This is a genomic window from Streptomyces sp. NPDC041814, from assembly GCF_055590565.1.
On record NZ_JBVJAM010000007.1, the window covers coordinates 88,747 to 107,132 of the forward strand.

General features: G+C 73.0%; 19 protein-coding genes. 6 read left to right on the plus strand and 13 right to left on the minus strand.

From position 1 onward, the window contains the following. Window positions 1–23 precede the first annotated feature (23 nt). The 6 genes from ACZ6C6_RS19055 to ACZ6C6_RS19080 all read right to left on the minus strand — a co-directional run bounded on the left by ACZ6C6_RS19055 (window position 24) and on the right by ACZ6C6_RS19080 (window position 5,826). Window positions 24–1,259: a cation:proton antiporter gene (locus tag ACZ6C6_RS19055; RefSeq protein WP_469204191.1), complete on the minus strand. Its 1,236-nt coding sequence runs from the start codon at window positions 1,257–1,259 to the stop codon at window positions 24–26. A 2-nt stretch (window positions 1,260–1,261) separates the two neighbouring features. After that, window positions 1,262–1,732 (minus strand): cation:proton antiporter regulatory subunit, encoded by a 471-nt coding sequence (locus ACZ6C6_RS19060; protein ID WP_072487793.1) that lies wholly within the window; start codon window positions 1,730–1,732, stop codon window positions 1,262–1,264. Between the two features lie 196 nt (window positions 1,733–1,928). After that, window positions 1,929–3,377, minus strand: coding sequence for a flotillin family protein (locus tag ACZ6C6_RS19065; protein WP_469204194.1), 1,449 nt, complete (start codon window positions 3,375–3,377; stop codon window positions 1,929–1,931). Window positions 3,378–3,446: 69 nt separating this feature from the next. Further along, window positions 3,447–3,956 (minus strand): hypothetical protein, encoded by a 510-nt coding sequence (locus ACZ6C6_RS19070; protein ID WP_469204196.1) that lies wholly within the window; start codon window positions 3,954–3,956, stop codon window positions 3,447–3,449. 108 nt (window positions 3,957–4,064) lie between these two features. Further along, window positions 4,065–4,550, minus strand: coding sequence for a peroxiredoxin family protein (locus ACZ6C6_RS19075; RefSeq protein ID WP_469204198.1), 486 nt, complete (start codon window positions 4,548–4,550; stop codon window positions 4,065–4,067). Window positions 4,551–4,632: 82 nt separating this feature from the next. After that, window positions 4,633–5,826: an MFS transporter gene (locus ACZ6C6_RS19080; RefSeq protein WP_469204200.1), complete on the minus strand. Its 1,194-nt coding sequence runs from the start codon at window positions 5,824–5,826 to the stop codon at window positions 4,633–4,635. A 77-nt stretch (window positions 5,827–5,903) separates the two neighbouring features. On the opposite strand from ACZ6C6_RS19080, the gene ACZ6C6_RS19085 reads away from it, so the two are divergent. Then, window positions 5,904–6,656 carry an AraC family transcriptional regulator gene (locus ACZ6C6_RS19085; protein ID WP_469204202.1) on the plus strand — a complete coding sequence of 251 codons (753 nt, stop codon included), beginning with the start codon at window positions 5,904–5,906 and terminating at the stop codon, window positions 6,654–6,656. A gap of 104 nt (window positions 6,657–6,760) precedes the next feature. Further along, entirely contained in the window at window positions 6,761–8,470 is a 1,710-nt protein-coding gene (locus tag ACZ6C6_RS19090; RefSeq protein WP_469204204.1) for a SpoIIE family protein phosphatase, read from the plus strand. Between the two features lie 7 nt (window positions 8,471–8,477). On the opposite strand, the gene ACZ6C6_RS19095 is transcribed toward ACZ6C6_RS19090, so the two are convergent. Genes ACZ6C6_RS19095 through ACZ6C6_RS19110 form a run of 4 tightly spaced genes read right to left on the minus strand, consistent with a single transcriptional unit; the run spans window position 8,478 to window position 11,395 of the window. Continuing rightward, window positions 8,478–9,092, minus strand: a complete 615-nt coding sequence (locus ACZ6C6_RS19095; RefSeq protein ID WP_469204206.1) for a hypothetical protein — start codon at window positions 9,090–9,092, stop codon at window positions 8,478–8,480. After that, complete coding sequence (locus tag ACZ6C6_RS19100; RefSeq protein WP_469204208.1) at window positions 9,089–10,336, minus strand: MAB_1171c family putative transporter; 1,248 nt, start codon at window positions 10,334–10,336, stop codon at window positions 9,089–9,091. Before ACZ6C6_RS19100 ends, ACZ6C6_RS19095 begins: the two co-directional genes overlap by 4 nt. A gap of 48 nt (window positions 10,337–10,384) precedes the next feature. Next, the gene (locus ACZ6C6_RS19105; protein ID WP_469204210.1) at window positions 10,385–10,945 is read right to left on the minus strand and encodes a toxin; all 561 of its coding nucleotides are present in this window, start codon (window positions 10,943–10,945) and stop codon (window positions 10,385–10,387) included. A 3-nt stretch (window positions 10,946–10,948) separates the two neighbouring features. Next, window positions 10,949–11,395, minus strand: coding sequence for a hypothetical protein (locus ACZ6C6_RS19110; RefSeq protein ID WP_469204212.1), 447 nt, complete (start codon window positions 11,393–11,395; stop codon window positions 10,949–10,951). 463 nt (window positions 11,396–11,858) lie between these two features. Here ACZ6C6_RS19110 and ACZ6C6_RS19115 point away from each other — a divergent pair, with 463 nt between their 5' ends. Then, window positions 11,859–13,301, plus strand: coding sequence for a DEAD/DEAH box helicase (locus tag ACZ6C6_RS19115; RefSeq protein ID WP_469204214.1), 1,443 nt, complete (start codon window positions 11,859–11,861; stop codon window positions 13,299–13,301). Here the strand turns inward: ACZ6C6_RS19115 and crcB (ACZ6C6_RS19120) are convergent. The 3 genes from crcB (ACZ6C6_RS19120) to crcB (ACZ6C6_RS19130) are packed head-to-tail and all read right to left on the minus strand — an operon-like array spanning window position 13,273 to window position 14,413. Further along, window positions 13,273–13,647, minus strand: coding sequence for a fluoride efflux transporter CrcB (gene crcB, locus ACZ6C6_RS19120; protein WP_469204216.1), 375 nt, complete (start codon window positions 13,645–13,647; stop codon window positions 13,273–13,275). The two genes, ACZ6C6_RS19115 and crcB (ACZ6C6_RS19120), sit on opposite strands and share 29 nt — an antisense overlap. After that, window positions 13,644–13,997, minus strand: a complete 354-nt coding sequence (locus tag ACZ6C6_RS19125; protein WP_469204218.1) for a DUF190 domain-containing protein — start codon at window positions 13,995–13,997, stop codon at window positions 13,644–13,646. The genes crcB (ACZ6C6_RS19120) and ACZ6C6_RS19125 overlap by 4 nt, the downstream gene beginning before the upstream one ends. Continuing rightward, entirely contained in the window at window positions 13,994–14,413 is a 420-nt protein-coding gene (gene crcB / locus ACZ6C6_RS19130) for a fluoride efflux transporter CrcB (RefSeq protein ID WP_469204220.1), read from the minus strand. The genes ACZ6C6_RS19125 and crcB (ACZ6C6_RS19130) overlap by 4 nt, the downstream gene beginning before the upstream one ends. Before the next feature lie 263 nt (window positions 14,414–14,676). Between crcB (ACZ6C6_RS19130) and ACZ6C6_RS19135 the strand changes: the two genes are divergently transcribed. The 3 genes from ACZ6C6_RS19135 to ACZ6C6_RS19145 all read left to right on the plus strand — a co-directional run bounded on the left by ACZ6C6_RS19135 (window position 14,677) and on the right by ACZ6C6_RS19145 (window position 18,383). Continuing rightward, window positions 14,677–15,453, plus strand: a complete 777-nt coding sequence (locus ACZ6C6_RS19135; RefSeq protein ID WP_469204222.1) for a peptidoglycan recognition protein family protein — start codon at window positions 14,677–14,679, stop codon at window positions 15,451–15,453. 47 nt (window positions 15,454–15,500) lie between these two features. Continuing rightward, window positions 15,501–16,085, plus strand: a complete 585-nt coding sequence (locus ACZ6C6_RS19140) for a GNAT family N-acetyltransferase (RefSeq protein ID WP_469204224.1) — start codon at window positions 15,501–15,503, stop codon at window positions 16,083–16,085. A gap of 102 nt (window positions 16,086–16,187) precedes the next feature. Continuing rightward, window positions 16,188–18,383, plus strand: a complete 2,196-nt coding sequence (locus tag ACZ6C6_RS19145; protein WP_469204226.1) for an MMPL family transporter — start codon at window positions 16,188–16,190, stop codon at window positions 18,381–18,383. Window positions 18,384–18,386: the final 3 nt, after the last annotated feature.

Sequence of the window (18,386 nt, forward strand, 5' to 3'; positions counted from 1 at the left end):
CCCGAGGGCCCGGCCCCGCACGGCTACTCGGACGAGGCCGAGACCTCTTCGCGGGCCGCGGGGACCGGGGCGATGTCCGCGGAAGCGGCGGACGCGCCGTCCTTGCCGCGCCACTTCTGGACGCGTTCGACCACCGGCTGGGTCCAGCGCGCGGTGAGCGGGCCGACGATGACCAGGATCAGGACGTACGCGGTGGCGATGGGGCCGATGCGGGGCTCCGTGGCCACGGCCAGACCGGCGATGACGATGGAGAACTCGCCGCGCGCGACGAGCGTGCCGCCCGCCCGCCAGCGCCCGCGCGGTCCGATGCCGGCGCGCCGGGCGGCGTACCAGCCGGTCCCGATCTTCGTGAAGACGGTGACGACGGCGAGCAGCGCGGCTGGCAGCAGCACCGGCGGAATCTCGGCCGGGTTGGTGGAGAGCCCGAAGAAGACGAAGAAAACGGCGGCGAACAGGTCCCGCAGCGGGGTCAGCAGCTTGCGCGCGCCCTCCGCGACCTCACCCGAGAGCGCGATGCCGACGAGGAACGCGCCGACGGCGGCCGACACCTGGAGCTGCTGGGCCACCCCGGCGACCAGGACGGTCAGCCCGAGCACGACGAGCAGCAGCATCTCCGGATTGTCGGAGGACACCGCGCGGCTGATGAGGCGGCCGTGCCGCAGCGCCAGGTAGAGCACCAGTCCGACCGTGCCGAGTGCGATCAGCAGGGCGATGCTGCCGCCGGCCAGGCCGACGCCCGCGAGCATCGCCGTGAGCAGCGGCAGGTAGACCGCCATCGACAGGTCCTCGATGACCAGCACCCCGAGGATGACCGGTGTCTCCCGGTTGCCGAGCCGTCCCAGGTCCGCGAGGACCTTCGCGATCACGCCGGACGAGGAGATCCAGGTGACACCGGCGAGCGCGACGGCCCCGACCGGGCCCCAGCCGAGCAGCAGTGCGGCGACCGCGCCCGGCGTCGCGTTGAGCACGAAGTCCACGGCCCCGGACGGGTACTGCGTCTTCAGGCTGGTGACCAGTTCGGAGGCGCTGTATTCGAGGCCGAGCAGGAGCAGCAGCAGGATGACGCCGATCTCGGCGCCGACGGCCGTGAACTCCTCGCTGGCCCCGAGCGGCAGCAGCCCGCCCTCGCCGAAGGCCAGCCCGGCCAGCAGGTAGAGGGGGATCGGCGAGAGCCCTATCCGGCCGGCGAACCGCCCGATGATGCCGAGTCCCAGGATGACGGAGCCGAGCTCCACCAGCAGTGCGGTCGTGTCGTGCACGGTCAGCCCTCCGCGATGATCTCGGAGAGCGTGTCGACGCCCTCGCGCGTTCCGACGGCGACGAGCGTGTCGCCGATGGCAAGCCGGAAGTCCGGCCCGGGTGACGGGTGCGCGCTGTGGGTGCGCAGCACCGCCACGATCGAGGCGCCGGTCCGGGTCCGCGCCTTCGTGTCGCCGAGCAGCCGGCCGCCGTACGGCGAGCGGGTGCCGAGCGGGATGTGCTCGGTGACCAGGTCGATGCCCTCGGTCCGTACGGCGTCGATGGGTGCCGCGTCGATGAGGTGGGCGAGACCGGTCGCCTCCTGTGGAGTCAGGGGGACGGAGAGCCGGCACGAATCAGGGTCGTCCTGGTCGTAGAAGCCGATGAACCGCCGCCCGTCGTGGTGGACCACCACGGAGATGTGCTGCCCCGACTCGGTCGTGTAGTCGTACTGGACGCCGACTCCGGGCAGCGTGGTGCGGTGGGTTCCCATGGCTTCCTCCCGAGGGGCGCGGTACGCGCGAGGCACTTGGTGATCTCTTTAGACCCGCATTACCTTATCCGGAGGTATGCGCCACCCCTTGGGCACGATTTCCGGCCACCGCCCCCGTCACGGTCCCGGGCCCGGCACAGGAATGCCCGGCCGGTTGCGCAACCGGCCGGGCACGCGAGTCCGCTGGTACGGGGGATCAGTCGCCGATCTCGATCTTCCCGTTCTTCTCGGCCGGGGCCGCCGGGGCCTCCTGAGCGACCGGCCCGGCCGGCTTCGGCACCGCGCCCTTCAGGTTCTGGAGCAGCGCGGCGAGGTCGACCCCGGTGGTGGAGCTGAGCAGCTCCATGCCCTGGGCGACGTTCTCCGTGACCGTGCGGGACAGCTGACTGGCGCCGTCCGTGGAGATGACGGTCATCTTGTCGATCGCGCTCATCGGCTCGGCGGCCTTGGCGACGACCTGCGGCAGCACCTCGACGAGCATCTGGAGCACGGCCGCGTCGCCGTACTGCGCGAAGGCGTCGGCCTTCTTCCGCATGGCCTCGGCCTCGGCCGAACCGCGCGCCGCGATGGCGGCGGCCTCCGCCTCACCCTCGATGCGCACCGCCTCGGCGAGCGCGGAGCGGTGCAGCTTCTCGCCCTGACCGGTGAGCCGGGCTCGCTCGGCGGCCGCCTCGGCCTCCTTGACCTGGGCGATGCGGCGGGCCTCCGCCTCCTGCTCGGCCTGGTAGCGGGCGGCGTCGGCGGGCTTGCGGACCTTGGTGTCGAGCTCGCGGTCGGTCAGCGCGGCCTGGCGCTCGGCGACCTTCTCCTGCTCGGTCAGGATCTCCTGGCGGCGGGCGGCCTCGGCGAGCGGACCGGCGGCGTCGGCCTGGGCGGCGGCCGCCTCGGTCTCGGCCTTGATCTCGGCCTGCTTCAGGTAGAAGGTCCGCTCGGCGATGGCGATCTCCTCGGCGGCCTTCAGGCGGGCCTGCTCCGAGGCGCGGCGGGCGATGGCCTCCGCGATGTCGGCCTCCTGCTTGGCGCGGGCGGCCTCCGGGCGGCCCAGGTCCTCCAGGTAGGAGCCCTCGGTGGTGATGTCCTGGATCTGGAAGGCGTCCAGGATCAGGCCCTGGCCGGAGAGGCTGGCCTCGGCCTCCTCCGCCACCTGGCTCGCGAAGGCGGCGCGGTCGCGGATGATGTCCTCCACGGACATCCGGCCGACGATGGCGCGCAGCGCGCCGGAGAGCACCTCCTGGGTGAAGCCGACGATGCCGTCCTGCTGGCGCAGGAAGCGCTGGGCGGCGGCCCGGATGGAGTCCTCGCTGCCGCCGACCTTGACGATCGCGACGCCTTCGAGGTGCGCCTTGACGCCGCGCAGGGTGACGGCGCCGCGCACGGCGACCGGGATGTGCCGGCTGGACAGGTCCAGGGTGAACTTCTGCTGCACGAACGGCACGACGAAGACGCCGCCGCCGACGACGACCTTCTGGCCGCTGTTGTCGATGCTGGTCCGGCCGGTCACCGGGTCGACGGACTTCTTGCCGCGGCGGCCGGTGATGATGAACGCCTGGCTGGGGCCGGCCACCTTGTAACGGGTGATCACGGCGAGGCCGAGCAGGAAGAGGAGTACGACGACTCCGACGATCGCGATCATTACGGGACTCATGCGGTTTCCCCCTCTGCCTCCTGACGGGGGCAGTCGTGAGACGAGCGGTGATGGGGCCGGGCGTGCCGGTCAGCGTTCGACGGGACGCACCGACACCGAAGTGCTGGAGAGCGACGCCTCGACCCAGACCTCGGCGCCGCGCGCGACCGGCACCGTGCTCCTCGCGGACAGCTTCACGAGCTGCCCGCCGAGGCGGAGCAGGACCTCGCCGTAGCCGTCGGCCGGGATCGCGGTGACCACCGAACCCGACGTGCCGACCAGGTCCTCGCCGCGCGGGGTCGCGTCGGTCTGGTCCCGCATCAGGGCGCGGCTGAACTTCCAGGTCAGCAGGGCGGCGACCAGCCCGGCCGCGACCCCCGCCGCGGTGGCGACGACGGTCCCCGCACCGGTCGTGCCGAGGACGATGGCGCCGCCGAAGCCCAGCATCGACAGGAAGCCCGCGATCACCGGAAGGGAGACGAGCCCGCCGAACAGGCCCTCCAGGAGGCCCCCGAAAAGACCCTCCAGGATCCCGTCGAAGATCAGCGACAGGGCGAGCAGGGCGACCCCCGCGATGCCGAGACCGAGGAACAAGGTCATCCGATCACCCCTCCCGGCCCCGCAGACCCCCGTGCTGCTTTTCCGTCGAACTGGCTGGATGATCCCATACGCACCCCCCGGACGACACTGCCGGAACCCGGCAATCTTTTACTTGTTGTTGATGCCGGACAACTGGTCGGCCAGGGTGTCCAGGGACTGGAACGTCGCCCCCAGCAGCGCCACGTGCTTCCACCGCAGCACCCCCTCCGCGTCGAGCAGGAAGACGGCGCGCCGCACCCCGATCCCGGGTGCCGCGACGCCGAAGGCCCGGGCGGTCTCCCGGCCCGGGTCCGCCAGCAGCGGCATGCGCAGCCCGTGGGCACGGGCGAACGCCTCATGGCTGTCCACACCCTGGGGGCTGATCCCCCACACCTCCGCGTCCAGCGCCTCGAAGGTCTCCATTCCCGAGGAGTACGCGCACAACTGCTTCGTGCACACGGTGGTGTTGTCGCCCGGGTAGAAGGCGAGGACCAGGGCACGGCCGCGTGCGTCGGCGAGCCGGTAGTCGCGCCGCTCGAAGGAGTCCCCGGCGAGCACGCCACCGGGAAGAGTGAAGTCCGGTACGACCGAGCCCGGTTGCGGTGACGATCCCATGGCGTGCCCTTCGGTGTGCTGCGGCCGGGCGGCGGTGGTGCCGCCCGTGTCGCGTACAGCATGCCTCCGTCACAGGGGACGGTCAGCCACCCGGGGACGGTTCCGGCTCGGTGAGGAACAGCCCGAGGAGCACGGCCAGTACGGGGACGCCGCACAGGATCGTGAACACGCCCTGCGGCCCGTACGCCTGCGCCGCCGCGCCCAGCGCCGGGGCGATCAGGCCCCCGATGCTGACGGCGAGGCCCAGTGTGACCCCGGCCGCCGTCCCCGGGCGCCCCGGCAGGTAGTCCTGACCCAGCTTCACCAGGACGGCGAACGGCACGTTGAGCGTCAGCCCCGCCAGGACCGCGAAGACCAGCGGCAGCAGGGTCCCCGGGGCCAGCCGCAGCGCGATCAGGGCCGGCACGGCCGCGAGACCGCCCAGCTGCACCGTACGGACCATGCCGACGCGGTCCGCGATCCGGCCGCCGAGCAGGGTGCCGGCGACGCCGCCGACCAGGAAGCAGGCGAGCGCGACACCGGCGACGCCCCGGCCCGAGTGGAGGTGGCGGATCCAGAACAGCTCGATGAAGGTGATCGCGCCGAAGAACGCCACCGAGCGCACCACCTCGATTCCGGTGAGGAAGAGGAACGGCCGCCACCGGTCCCGCCCCGCCCGGCCGGCCTTGCGCACCGGCGCGGCGGCCGGGCGGTGCCGGAGCACGACGAACGCCATCAGGACGGCGGGCGGGATGAAGAGCACCGTCGCCCCGACCCCCAGCGCGACGAGGGCCGGGGTCGCGAGCACCGGGGCCAGGAAGAAGCCGACGCTGCCGCCCGCCGCGAAGACGCTCATCGCGGACGCGCTGTCACCCGCCGCCTCCCGGGCCGCCTTGCCCGCCGCCGGGTGGAACATCGCCACGCCGAGTCCGGAGAGCAGGATCAGCAGCCAGACGGCGGCGTACGGCCGCACCAGACCGGACAGACCGAGCCCGATCCCGGCGACGGCGAGCCCGGCGGGCGCCAGCCGGGGCAGCCGGTAGCGGTCCACCGCGAGCCCGATGAACGGCTGCGGCACCGAGCTGCCGAGGGCCGCCGCGAGGGTCAGCCCGGAGGCGGCGACATAGCTGTAGCCCCGGTCGAGCACGAAGTACGGGACGCAGGCGGGCACGAGGCCCTGGTAGAGGTCGTCCACGGCGTGCGCGGTGCCCCACATCCGCATCCGCCGCCAGGCGGAGACGGGCTCGGCGGCCGCGGCGGGCGGGGCCCCGGCCCGCGCGGCGTTGTCGGTGGTCATGAAGGTGCTCCTCGCTGAAGGTCCCTTCGAGGATTCCGGCCGCACCCCGGAGCGGGCTAGCGATAATCTGCCTGCTTATGTCGCCGACCTGCCGCACTCTGCACGGCCCCGCCCGGGTCCCGCTCGCGCACCAGGAGCGCATCGAGAGCCACCACCACCTGGAGCACCAGCTCGTCTGCCCCTCCCGCGGGGTCCTGGAGGTCGCCACCTCGGGCGGCGTCTGGGCCGTGCCCCCGCACCGGGCGGTGTGGATCCCGGCCGGTGTCGTCCACGCGCACCGCGCGTACGGGCCGACGGAGCTGCGGGCGCTCAGCTTCGCCCCGGCCGACAATCCGCTCCGGCTCGACCGGCCGACCGTCCTCGCCGTCACCCCGCTGCTGCGCGAGGTCGTGGCCTGCCTGACCGACGACACGGACCTCACCGGCGACGCGCGCCGCAGGCGCAACCTGGAGCGCGTCGCGCTCGACCAGCTGCGCCGGGTCGAACCGCTCGGGGTCTGCCTGCCCACCCCGGCCGACGCCCGGCTGCGCGACATCGCCCGCATCCTCCAGGACGACCCGGCGGACGGGCGGACCCTCACCGAGCTGGGCGCGGCCGTCGGCGCCGCGTCCCGCACCCTGAGCCGGCTCTTCCGCGCGGAGACCGGGATGTCGTTCCCTCAGTGGCGCACCCAGCTCCGTCTGCACCACGCGCTGACCCTGCTCGCTTCGGGCGGCTCGGTCACCTCGGTGGCCGTGGCCTGCGGCTACAGCGGGCCGAGCGCTTTCATCCAGTCCTTCCGCCACGCCTTCGGCACGACCCCGGGCTCGTACGCGGCAAGCACGACCTGAGGGGTGCCGCCACCCGGCGGTCTGCGGATGCGGGAGCAGGCGGGGCGATCGAGGATGAAGGGCCGGGCAGCAGGCGGCCCGCGCCCTGTCCCAGGAGGTTCGTCTTGCCGGTGCACGCCCACCATCCGCCGTCCATCGACGTCTCGGCGCTCGCCGCCGTGCTCGACGGCACGACGGCGGGCGTGGGCGTGTTCGACACCGAGCTGCGCTACGTGTACGTCAACCCGTCCCTCGTACGCCACAACGGCATCCCGCCCGCGGCCCACATCGGCCGCCGCCCCAGCGAGGTGCTGCCCGACATCGACGCCCGCGAGGACCTGATGCGCGCCGTGCTCGCGGACGGCCGGGCCCGCGAGGTCACCTCCAGCGGCCGGCTGCCCGCCGAGTCCGGGACCGCCCGGGTCTACTGGCACGGGGCCTACCACCGCCTGGAGGTGGACGGCCGGGTCGTCGGCGTCGTCGGGATCGTGCTGGAGGTCATGGCCGACGACGAACAGCGGCGGTTCGCCCAGGCCCAGCGCCACCTCTCCCTCCTCGACAGCGCGAACACCCGCATCGGCACCACCCTCGACATGGACACCACCTGCGCCGAGCTGACCGACCTGGTCGTCCCGGGCCTCGCCGACGTCGCGACGGTCGAGGTCTTCCCCCGCGACGTCGCCCCGCCGGTCCGCCCCGCGCCGCCCGACGTGGTGCGGCTGCGCCGCGCCGCGATGTCGTCCGTGCGCGGGCTGGCCCGCGGGATCGCCCGGTTCGGGGTGGCCGGCGACTACATCGACTACCAGCAGGAAGCCGCCGTACCCCGCTGCCTGGCCACCAACCTGCCTGTCGTGGAGGAGTTCACCGACGAGGAGCGGGTGGCCCGTGCCGCGCCCACGCCCGACCGGGCCGCCGCCTACCGGGAGCTCGGGCTGCACTCGGCGGTCGCCGTGCCCATCTCCGTGCGCGGGGCACCGATCGGCGTGCTCGGCCTGCTCAGGGCCGGCGGCTCGCCCGTCTTCTCGGACGACGACGTGGTGGTGGCCAGGGAGCTCGCCGGACGGGCCGCCGTCCATCTCGACCACGCCCGCCGCTTCACCCACGAGCACACCATCGCCCTGGAGCTCCAGCGCTCCCTGCTCTCCGAGCCCCGGCCGCCCCACCCGCACATCGAGGTCGCCACCCGCTATCTGCCGGCCGACCGCAGCGTCCTGGTGGGCGGTGACTGGTTCGACGTCATCCCGCTGCCCGACGGGCGGCACCTCAAGGCGATGGGCGACGTCATGGGGCACGGCGTGGAGGCGGCCGTCGCGATGAGCCACTACCGCTCCCTGCTGCGCCTCCTCGCCGACGAGGAACTGCCCCCGCACCGCATCCTGGAACAGCTGGACCGGATGGTGGAGCGGTCCGGGATCGACCGGGCGGCGACCTGTCTGCTCGCCGCGGTGAACGCGGACGGCGGGCTGTGCGAGGTGGCGAGCGCGGGCCACCTGCCGCCGGTCTTCCTCGACCCGGGCGCGGCGGGCACCCGGATCTGCGACGTACCGGCGGCGCCGCCGCTCGGCACCGGGTTCGGCGGCTACCGGTCGACGGTGATGGAGTGCGGCCCGGGCACGGTGCTGTTCATGTACACCGACGGGCTCGTGGAGCGGCGCGGCGAGGACATCGACACGTGCGTCGCCCGGCTGGGGGAACTGACCCTGCCGGACAGCGGCGATCTGGAGACCTTCCTGGACCGGGTGCTCGAACGCTTCGGCCCCGGCGCCGAGGACGACATCGCGGTCATGGCCTCGCGGACCCGGGAGGAGCCGGACGCCGCGGTCCCGGAGCCCTGAGCCCGGTTCACACGAACAGGAACGCCGCCGCCGTCGCCGCGCCCAGCGCCGTCCCCGCCGTGACCTGGCCGACCGTGTGGTAGCCGAGCGCCACCCGGGACCAGGAGACCGCCGCCGCCATCGCGTAGCCGAAGAGCCACCACGGCGAGTGGACGGCGGCCAGCAGGGCGACCACGGCCGAGGCCACAGAGGCGTCCACGGAGATCTTCCACACCGTGTTGACCGCCAGCAGCACGACCGTCATCGCCCACAGCGCGAGCATCGCGGCCAGGATCCCGGCGGGCGCCCCGCCCAGCACCATGACCGCCGAACCGGCGCCGATCGAGCCCAGGATCACGAAGAAGATCGGTGCCCGCTTGGTGCGGTCCACGACATGGCGGTCGCCCCAGGTGCCGCGACCCCGCTCCCACTCGATGTACCCGGCGGGCACGATCCCCGCGCACAGCGCGCCGAGCAGCCCCCAGAGCAGCCCGGTCCACTCACCGGCCGCCGCGAGGCCGATGGCGAGCATGCCGACGAGCAGCACGTTGCGCGGCTGGAGTACGTCGGTCACCCGCCGCGCGAGCGGGTGCTCGGGGGCGGCTGTGGTGCCGGTGGGTCCGGTGGCGTCGGTGGTGGTCATGCCGGCTGCTCCTTGCCCGCTGTGTCACAGGTGTCGAGGATCCGACGGGCCCGCTCCGGGGTCACCGTCCGGTAGGCCGCCGCGACCCGGACCAGCCAGGCGACCTCGCCGTCCTGGTCGGTGGCGTGCTGGGCGGAGAAGGCCGCCGCCTTCCCGGCCGGCGCCCCGGCGTCCCGGGCGGTCAGCGCCGCCTTGATCCAGTACGCGTCGGCGAGCGGCGAGCCGGAACCGGCCCCGGCGGCCGCCTCCGCGGCGGGCAGGAGGGTGTCCGGCACGTAGTGGCGCAGCTTCTCGACCGCGTCCGCGATGTCCGCGGCCCAGCGGTCGACGCGCAGGTCGGCGGGCGTGTCGAAGCGCGTCAGCTCCCGCAGGAGCGGGCGCGGCGGCTCGAAGGGCTGGTCCGGGAAGGCGGTCATCAGCTCGTACCAGAGGCCGTGCAGCCGGGCCTGCGCCCGCCAGAGCTTGGCCCGGCGGCGGACGTTGCTCAGGGCCGGGATGGAGGCGCCGACCGCGAAGAAGAGGAAGAGGACGACCTGGGCGGCCTCGGTGACCTCGTCGAAGTCCAGCGCGAAGGACTCGCTCGGCCGGTCCACGACGCTGACCCAGAGGAACAGCGTCCGGCTGACGGTGTAGCCGACGCCGATGAACATGGCGAACGTCATCATCCCGAGCCCGACGCGCAGATGGCGCATCCGGGCGCTCCCGGTGGCCAGGGCCCACTGGTACGCGCAGACGGCGGACGCGGCGCCGAGGTAGAGGTAGAACACGCTCATGTACAGCGTGGCGCCCCACTGCCCGGCGTGGTCCGCGACGAAGCGGTCCGAGGGTGCGGAACGGTCGACCACGGTGAAGAACAGCACGGTGAGCAGCACCAGGGTGGCGACCGACGCCTTGGTCGCGACCTGCTGGATGAGCCGGGCGAACCGTACGTGCCGGGGGATGTCGCCCTCGTCCGCGTACCGGCCGTAGATCGCCACGATGTAGCTGAGAATGGCCAGAATCGCGATGGTCGCGGTGTAGTGCTTGATGAGGACGGACAGGTCGGTCACCGGGCTGTCGTTGAGCCCGACGCGCACGAACCGGGTCTTCGTCCAGAGCGCCAGCGCGAATCCCGCGTAACACCCCCACAGTGCGCGGCGGCGCCGGTCCTCCTCGTCACCCCACAGGGCGGCCGGCATGCGCCACAGGGCGACGGCTGTCATCAGGCCCGCTATGAGATAGCCGGCGAGGTCGAGCGGGGTCACGGCGTAAGTCCTCGGGGGTGGGGGGAGTGCGGTCGGGCCGTACGGATGTCACGGGCGCCGGAACAGGCCGCCGCGCCGGTGGGCGACCGGGCGCGAGAGCGAGTTGGCGAGCCGCCCCACCATGTCATCGCTCGTGACGTCCCGGGCCAGCCGGGGGATCAGCGAGGCACCGAATTCGGCCATGCGTTCGTCGTGGGTGTCGTACTGCGCGCGTGCCTGCACGGCGTCCGGGGCGAGCACCGCGTCCGGGCCGACCATCCGTGAGATGAGCGAGGTGTCGAAGACGGGCAGCAGCCGCTGGAGCTGTTCCGCGTCGAGCGAGGTGCCGTGGTCGAACCACTCGTGGCACAACTCGTGCAGGATGACGTGCTGGGTCTGGTACTCGGTGGGGCGCCTGCGGTACAGCACGAAGCTGGTGTCCCCGGACTTCAGGCGCAGTCCGCAGGCGGCGTTGACGCGCGCCAGCCGGTCGGGCATCTCGTGCAGCACGATGGTCCGGCCCCGGGCCGCCTCCATGTTGGCCACCAGGCCGGGTATGGAGAACGGCGAGGGCAGCGGCAGCTCCGCGAGCCCCTCCTCGCACTCCCTCCGCAACTTCCGCATGGACACGGCTCAGCCCTGCTGTCCGCCGTCGGCCGGGGGCGTGCGCTCCTCGGCGTCCCGCAGCAGGGACATCGCGAACCGCAGCAGTTCCGGCGGCAGCCCGTCGTCGTCGAGCCCGCGCCCGGCGAGCCCGCTGATCTCGCCCGTCCGCCGCTTGGCGAGGAACTGGAGCCCGGCCACGACGTCGTCCACGACCTCGGACTCCTCCTTGAAGAACCGCCAGTCCACGCCGAAGCCCAGGCCGAGCGCCTTCAGGATCTCCTCGGAGGGCTGGGTCACCTTGCCCGCCAGGATGTTGGAGAAGTAGCTGTGGGAGAGCGATCCGCCGCGCTCCTTGACCAGGTCGGCGAAGAACCGGCCCGAGATCCTGCGGCCGGGGAAGGTCTTCTCGACCATGTACTCGACCTTCTGGCGCAGCGTCCGCAGCTCCGGCGCGCGCTCTACGCCGTTGTCCATCCGGCCCCCACGTTCACGTCCGCCGCGGACCCCTGTCCGGCCCGGGCGGCGCTCGATTCGGTCAACGGGCTCGTACTGTAACGAACCGCGGACCGCGCCCTTCCGGTCGGGCTGCCGGAGCGGGCGACAAGCGGAACAATCTGATCCGGTGCCCGGAGCGGGCTTGCGCAAACACTCTACGTCACTGTTAACTCGAAAAAACACGGGCAGGGGGCCACGAGGGGAGTCCCTTGCCCGTGAAGACGCCGGTGCGCGCCGCCGCGTGCGCCCACAAAGGGGTGTAGCCCTTCACGACGGGGGATGCGTGAAGGGCTACCCGCACATTATGGCCCCTGCCCGGGCTGTCATCAACTGACCGGCCGGTCAGTGTCCTTGTTCCGGGCCGACTTTCCGGGCCCGGCGCCCCGCACCGGCCCCGGTTACCATCGGAAAGAGCGCGCATCCCCAGACGAAAAGGTTCCGCTTGAACCGCGACCGCACCCCCCGCCCGCACGACCGCTCCTCCCGTTCCCGTGGCCAGGGCGCCCCGGGCTCCCGCGCGGGCGGCGGCTTCCGCACCCGGGGCGCGGGCCGCCCCGGGGCCCCCGACCGCCGCTTCGGCGGAAAGGGCCGTAAGCCCGTGGCCCGGCAGGGCGAGTACGAGCTGCCGCGGACCGTCACTCCGGCGCTGCCGCCCGTCGCGGCCTTCGCCGAACTGGACCTGCCCGACGCCGTGCTGACGGCACTGACCGCGCAGGGGTTCACCGAGCCGTTCCCGATCCAGGCGGCCACCCTGCCGAACTCGCTGGCCGGGCGCGACGTGCTGGGCCGGGGCCGCACCGGCTCCGGCAAGACCCTCGCCTTCGGCCTGGCGGTGCTGGCGCGCACGGCGGGGCACCGTGCGGAGGCCCGGCACCCGCGCGCCCTGATCCTGGTCCCCACCCGCGAGCTGGCCCAGCAGGTGACCGCCGCGCTGACCCCGTACGCGAAGCCGCTGCGGGTGCGCCTGGCGACCGTCGTCGGCGGGATGTCGATCGGCCGCCAGACGGCGGCGCTGCGCGGGGGCACCGAGGTCGTCGTCGCCACGCCGGGCCGCCTCAAGGACCTCATCGAGCGCGGCGACTGCGTCCTGGACCGGGTCGAGGTGACGGTGCTGGACGAGGCGGACCAGATGGCCGATCTGGGGTTCATGCCCCAGGTCACCCAGCTGCTCAACCAGATCCCGGTGGGCGGCCAGCGCATGCTGTTCTCGGCGACCCTGGACCGCGACGTCGACCTGCTCGTCCGGCGCTATCTGAACGACCCGGTCGTCCACTCGGTGGACCCGGCCGCGGGCGCCGTGACGACGATGGAGCACCACGTGCTCTACGTACGGCCCTCCGACAAGTTCGCCACCACGACGGAGATCGCGGCGCGCGACGGCCGGGTGCTCATGTTCCTGGACACCAAGCACGCCGTGGACGAGCTGACCGCCCATCTCCTCAACAGCGGGGTCCGGGCGGCCGCGCTGCACGGCGGGAAGTCGCAGCCGGAGCGCAACCGCACCCTGGAGCGCTTCAAGTCCGGGCACGTCTCGGTCCTGGTCGCGACCAACGTCGCGGCACGCGGCATCCACATCGACGCCCTGGACCTCGTCGTCAACGTCGATCCGCCCGCCGACCACAAGGACTACCTGCACCGGGGCGGCCGCACCGCCCGGGCCGGGGAGTCCGGCAGCGTCGTCACGCTGGTGCTGCCCAGCCAGCGCCGCGACATGACCCGGCTGATGGCCGACGCGGGCATCACCCCGCGGATCGCGGAGGTCCGCTCCGGCGGCGAGGAGCTGAGCCGGATCACCGGCGCGCAGGCCCCCTCCGGCGTGCCCGTCACCATCACCGCGCCGCCCTCCGAGCGCCGGGTCAGGCCCAGAGGGCCCCGGCGAGCGTGACGCCCGCGAAGGCTGCGCCGAGCCCCGCGACGACGCTGACCACCACGTTGGCCGCCGCGTAGAAGCGGGCCCCGTCCTCCGCGAGCCGCAGCGTCTCGTAGCTGAACGTGGAGTACGTGGTCAGCGCCCCGCAGAGCCCGGTCCCGAGCAGCAGCTGAAGGTGCGAGGAGGCCGCCCCGGCCGCCACCGCCCCGGTCAGCGTGCCCAGGATCAGGCAGCCGGTCACGTTGACGGTGAACGTCCCCCACGGGAAGACGGTGTCGTGGCGGGACTGCACGGCGCGGTCGGTGAGATAGCGCAGCGGGGCGCCGACCGCCGCTCCGGCGATCACGAGCAGCCAGTTCACTCCTGCTCCCCCTGTATCCCCGGGCTCCGCACGATCTCGCAGGCGTCCAGGGTGACCGGGCAGCCGTTGGTCAGCTCGGCGATCTCCGGCAGGAACGCCCGTACCGCCTCCTCCGTGTCCACGATCACCACCGCCACCGGCAGGTCCTCGCTGAGGGACAGCAGCCGCTGGGTGTGGATCACCGAGGAGGCGCCGAAGCCCTCGATGCCCCGGAAGACGCTGGCGCCGGACAGTCCGGCGGCGTGCGCCCGGTGCACGATCTCCGTGTAGACGGGCCGGTGGTGCCAGCTGTCGGACTCGCCGACCAGCACGGTCAGCCGCAGTCCCGGTTCGGTCACGGGTGTCGTCATGCCTGCCTCCACGCCAGTGCGCGGCGGGTCAGCCACACCGCGCTCCACACCGCCGCGAGGGCCGCGAGCAGTGTCACTCCGAGATAGACCAGTCCGGTGCCCGCCCGGTCCCTGGACACGAGCTGTTCGATGTCGACCGCGTACGTCGAGAAGGTGGTGAACCCGCCGAGGACCCCGGTCCCGAAGAACGGTCTCACCAGCCGGTGCGCCGCCCACACCTCGCTGATCACCACCATGAACACGCCGATGACCGCGCAGCCGGTCATGTTGACCACCAGGGTCGTCCAGGGGAAGCCGCCGGTGGCGGTGGGCCACAGGAGCGCGGCGCCGTAGCGGGCGGAGGCGCCGGTCGCGCCGCCGAGCGCGACCGCGGCGACGACCGCGGTCTGCGGGTTCTTCGTAAGGATGCCGGGCATACGTCTCCTACCTGCCGGGGCGCCCATCGGTTACGGGCGCGCGTCTGCGCAAGTAGGGACCGTTGGCGGCGCGTGAGCGCTCGCGGTTCGGGTACGGCGGGCCCCACCGCCGCGCAGTGGCCGTCACCGGCCCGCTGCTGCCCCCAGGATATCGCCGGGAGCGGCGGCCCCGGACGTGGCCCGGCCTATTCCCCGTCCGGCGCGATTTCACCCGATCGGCCACCTCATCTGCGGGCGGGGCGGGATGGCCGCAGGGTGGAGCCATGTGGCCCCACCGAATATGGCTGGGTGCCGCGGTCCTCCCGTTGGCTCTGCTGGTGCCGCGGGACGCCCCGGTGCCCCACGTCCTGGCCGAGCCGCCCGCCGCCCCCCGCACGCGGGCGGCGGCGGCGCCGCAGCCGGTGATCGTCAGCCGGACGGCCTGGCACGCGGACGAGTCCATCGTCCGGGAACGTGCCGTCTACACGGGCGCTGTGCGCGCGGTCTTCGTCCACCACACGGGCGAGACGAACGACTACGACTGCGCCGAGGCGCCCGAGCTGATCCGGAACGTCGAGGAGGCCCACGTCAGGAGCCGGGGCTGGGACGACATCGGCTACAACTTCCTGGTCGACCGGTGCGGCACGATCTACGAGGGCCGGGCCGGTGGCATCGCGCGCTCGGTGCGCGGCGCCCACACCACCGGCTTCAACGCCGACAGCGTGGGCATCGCGGTGCTCGGCGACTACCGGGACGGCGCGGAGGTCCCGGGCCCCGTCCTGAGGGCACTGGCCTCGATCGCCGCCTGGAAGCTGCTGCCCGGCGAGGACCCGCGCGGCAAGGTGAAGCTGCGCTCGACCAATGACGCGAGCCGCTACCCCAAGGGCGAGGTGGCCGTACTGAACGTCATCTCCGGCCACCGCGACACGTACCGGACGAGCTGCCCCGGCCAGGCGCTGTACGACGAGCTGCCCGAGATCCGGTCGATGGCGGCGGCCATGCGCACGGCGGCGGAGCGCGAGGGGGAGGCGGACACGGAGGACGCAGGCAATACGCACTAGTGCAAAAACATGTTGACGCTAGTGCGTATGAGGGTAGGGTGACGGGCATGACCGCCACGCGCCCCCTCCCCGTGACCCTGACCGGCCGCCACGTCCGCGTCGAACCGCTCGACCCCGCCCACCTGGACGACCTCTTCGCCGCCGGTGGTGACGACGACGAGGTCTGGCGCTGGCTCGGCGGCCCGGTGCCCCGCACCCGTCAGGACATGGAGGCCGCGCTCGCCGCCATGCTCGCGAAGGCGTCGTACGTCCCCTTCGCCGTCGTCCACCTGGCCACCGGGCGGGCCATCGGCTGGACGTCCTTCCTGGACATCGACGTGGCGCACGAGCGCCTGGAGATCGGCGCGACCTGGTACGGCCGCGCCCACTGGCGCACCGCCGTCAACACGGAGACCAAGCTGCTCCTGCTCACCCACGCCTTCGAGGACCTGGGCATGGGCCGCGTCCAGCTGAAGACCGACCACCTCAACGACCGCTCCCAGAAGGCGATCGCCCGCCTCGGCGCCCGCCACGAGGGCGTCCTGCGCCGCCACCGCCGCCGCCCGGACGGCAGCTGGCGCGACACGGTGTACTTCTCCCTGCTCGCGGACGAGTGGCCCCAGGCGAAGGCGCGCCTCGCGGCCAGGATCTGACACGGAGCCGCCCGGCCAGGGCCGCGTCCACCGACCGGTGGACCCCCGGTTCCACCGGTCGAGGCTGCCGGGCGCACCCTCCTCCCGAACAGCATGGAGGGCATGAGACTTCGACCCGTACACCTGGCCCGGTGGAGCGCCCGGCACCCCTGGCGCGCGATCACCGGATGGTTCCTCTTCGTCCTCCTCTGCCTCGGGGCCGGCATCGCGGCGGGCTCCAACGCGGCCACCACGAAGGACTTCTGGGTCGGCGAGGCCGGTCACGCCGAGTCGATGGCCACCGACGCCGGCCTCCAGCGACGGCCCACCGAACACATCCTGATCCGGTCCGCCTCCGGTCCCCTGGACACCGCCCGGGCGAACGGGGCCGCCCGCGAACTCACCGCCCGCATGCGCGCCTTGGACGAAGTCCGCGAGGTGGAGGCGCCCGTTCCCTCGGCGGACGGCACCGCCCTGCGGGTGAGCGTCGTCATGGAGGGCGCCGAACTGGACGGCAAGAAGAACGTCGTCCCGCTCCTCGCCGAGACCGCCGAGGTGGCCGAAGCCCACCCGGAGCTCGTCGTGGAGGAGACCGGGTCACCGGCCATCAGCAAGGGCGTCAACGACCAGCGCGGCGACGACCTCGCGCTCTCCGAACGGCTCTCCCTGCCGGTCACGCTCGTCATCCTGCTGGCCGTCTTCGGCTCGGTCGTCATGGCCGGGGTGCCGCTGCTGCTCGCGCTCTCCTCGATCGCCGCGACCATGGGCCTGTCCATGCTGGCCTCGCACCTGCTGCCCGACCCGGGCGTCGGCACCAACATGATCCTGCTCATGGGCCTCGCGGTCGGCGTCGACTACACCCTCTTCTACCTGAAGCGCGAACGAGAGGAACGGGCCCGCGCGGGCGGCCGCCTCGGCCCCGAGGCACTGGTGGAGCTGGCGGCGGCGACGGCCGGGCGGGCCGTGGTGGTCTCCGGCCTCGCGGTGATCGTCTGCACCGCGACCCTCTACCTCGCCACGGACGTCATCTTCTCCTCGCTGGCCACCGGCACCATCCTCGTCGTCGCCGTGGCCGTGCTCAGCTCGCTCACCGTCCTCCCCGCCCTGCTGGTCAAGCTCGGCCACCGCGCCGGGCGCCGCGCCGCGCACAGGGCCGCCCGACGGGCGAAGCGCGGGGCGCCCGTCGCCGCGAAGCGCCCGAAGCCCGAGAACGGCCGGATGTTCACCGCCCTCCTGCGCCCCGCCCGGCGCCACCCCGTGGCCACGCTGTGCGCCTCGGTCCTGCTCATGCTCGCCATCGCCGCGCCCGCTCTGGGCCTCAAGCTCGTCGACCCCGGCAAGGACACCTTCTCCCGCTCGATCCCGGCCATGCGCGTGTACGACCGGCTGACCGCGGTGTACCCCGAACTCCTCGTGAAGCACGAGGTGGTGACCCGTACCGGCCCCGGCCGCGCGCCCGAGGCCAGGGCGGCGCTGACCGAACTCGGGCGGCGCGCCCAGGCCGACCCGCTCTTCGCCCGCACCGCGAAGCCCGTCCTGCGCACCTCCGCCGACGGCCGGGTCACCGTGCTCGAACTCGCCGTCCCGCACCCCGCGCCCTCCGACGAGGCCATCGCGTCCCTGGACCACCTCCGCGACCGCTACATCCCCGCCACCGTCGGCAGGCTGACCGGCGCCGACACGGCGGTCAGCGGCGACGTGGCACGCGGGCAGGACTACGTGCACCACGAACGCGGCAAACTGCCGCTGGTGATCGGCTTCCTGCTGCTGTTCACCTTCGTCACGACCGCGGTCGCCTTCCGCTCGGCGGTCATCGGCCTGATCGGCGTCGTCCTCAACCTGCTCTCGGCCGCCGCCGCGCTCGGCGCACTCGTCCTGGTCTTCCAGGGCACCTGGGCCGAAGGACTGCTGGACTTCGACTCGCTCGGCGCCATCGCCTCCCGCGTACCGCTCTTCCTCTTCGTGCTGCTCTTCGGCCTCTCGATGGACTACCAGGTCTTCGTCGTCAGCCGGATCAAGGAGGCCATGGACCACGGCATGACGGCCCGGGAAGCGGTGCTCGAAGGCATCGCCCGCTCGGCGAAGGTCGTCACGAGCGCCGCCCTGGTCATGGTCACGATCTTCGCGGCCTTCGTCTTCCTGCACCTCACCGAGATGAAGCAGATGGGCTTCTGCCTCGCGGTCGCCGTCCTCCTGGACGCCGTGGTGATCCGGATGATGATCCTCCCATCGCTCCTGCTGCTCCTCGGCGACCGCGCCTGGCCCCGTTCCCGCACCAAGGCGACCCCCCGGCCCGCCCCGGCCGTCCCCGTAGGCTGACGG

What these genes read in the sequence shown, in the direction of transcription:
- ACZ6C6_RS19125 (WP_469204218.1), bottom strand. Translation starts at nt 13,997, where the DNA reads ATGACGACACCCGTGACCGAACCGGGACTGCGGCTGACCGTGCTGGTC.
- ACZ6C6_RS19060 (WP_072487793.1), bottom strand. Translation starts at nt 1,732, where the DNA reads ATGGGAACCCACCGCACCACGCTGCCCGGAGTCGGCGTCCAGTACGAC.
- ACZ6C6_RS19095 (WP_469204206.1), bottom strand. Translation starts at nt 9,092, where the DNA reads ATGACCACCACCGACGCCACCGGACCCACCGGCACCACAGCCGCCCCC.
- ACZ6C6_RS19070 (WP_469204196.1), bottom strand. Translation starts at nt 3,956, where the DNA reads ATGACCTTGTTCCTCGGTCTCGGCATCGCGGGGGTCGCCCTGCTCGCC.
- ACZ6C6_RS19075 (WP_469204198.1), bottom strand. Translation starts at nt 4,550, where the DNA reads ATGGGATCGTCACCGCAACCGGGCTCGGTCGTACCGGACTTCACTCTT.
- ACZ6C6_RS19080 (WP_469204200.1), bottom strand. Translation starts at nt 5,826, where the DNA reads ATGACCACCGACAACGCCGCGCGGGCCGGGGCCCCGCCCGCCGCGGCC.
- ACZ6C6_RS19065 (WP_469204194.1), bottom strand. Translation starts at nt 3,377, where the DNA reads ATGAGTCCCGTAATGATCGCGATCGTCGGAGTCGTCGTACTCCTCTTC.
- ACZ6C6_RS19140 (WP_469204224.1), top strand. Translation starts at nt 15,501, where the DNA reads ATGACCGCCACGCGCCCCCTCCCCGTGACCCTGACCGGCCGCCACGTC.
- crcB (WP_469204220.1), bottom strand. Translation starts at nt 14,413, where the DNA reads ATGCCCGGCATCCTTACGAAGAACCCGCAGACCGCGGTCGTCGCCGCG.
- ACZ6C6_RS19135 (WP_469204222.1), top strand. Translation starts at nt 14,677, where the DNA reads ATGTGGCCCCACCGAATATGGCTGGGTGCCGCGGTCCTCCCGTTGGCT.
- ACZ6C6_RS19110 (WP_469204212.1), bottom strand. Translation starts at nt 11,395, where the DNA reads ATGGACAACGGCGTAGAGCGCGCGCCGGAGCTGCGGACGCTGCGCCAG.
- ACZ6C6_RS19145 (WP_469204226.1), top strand. Translation starts at nt 16,188, where the DNA reads ATGAGACTTCGACCCGTACACCTGGCCCGGTGGAGCGCCCGGCACCCC.
- ACZ6C6_RS19085 (WP_469204202.1), top strand. Translation starts at nt 5,904, where the DNA reads ATGTCGCCGACCTGCCGCACTCTGCACGGCCCCGCCCGGGTCCCGCTC.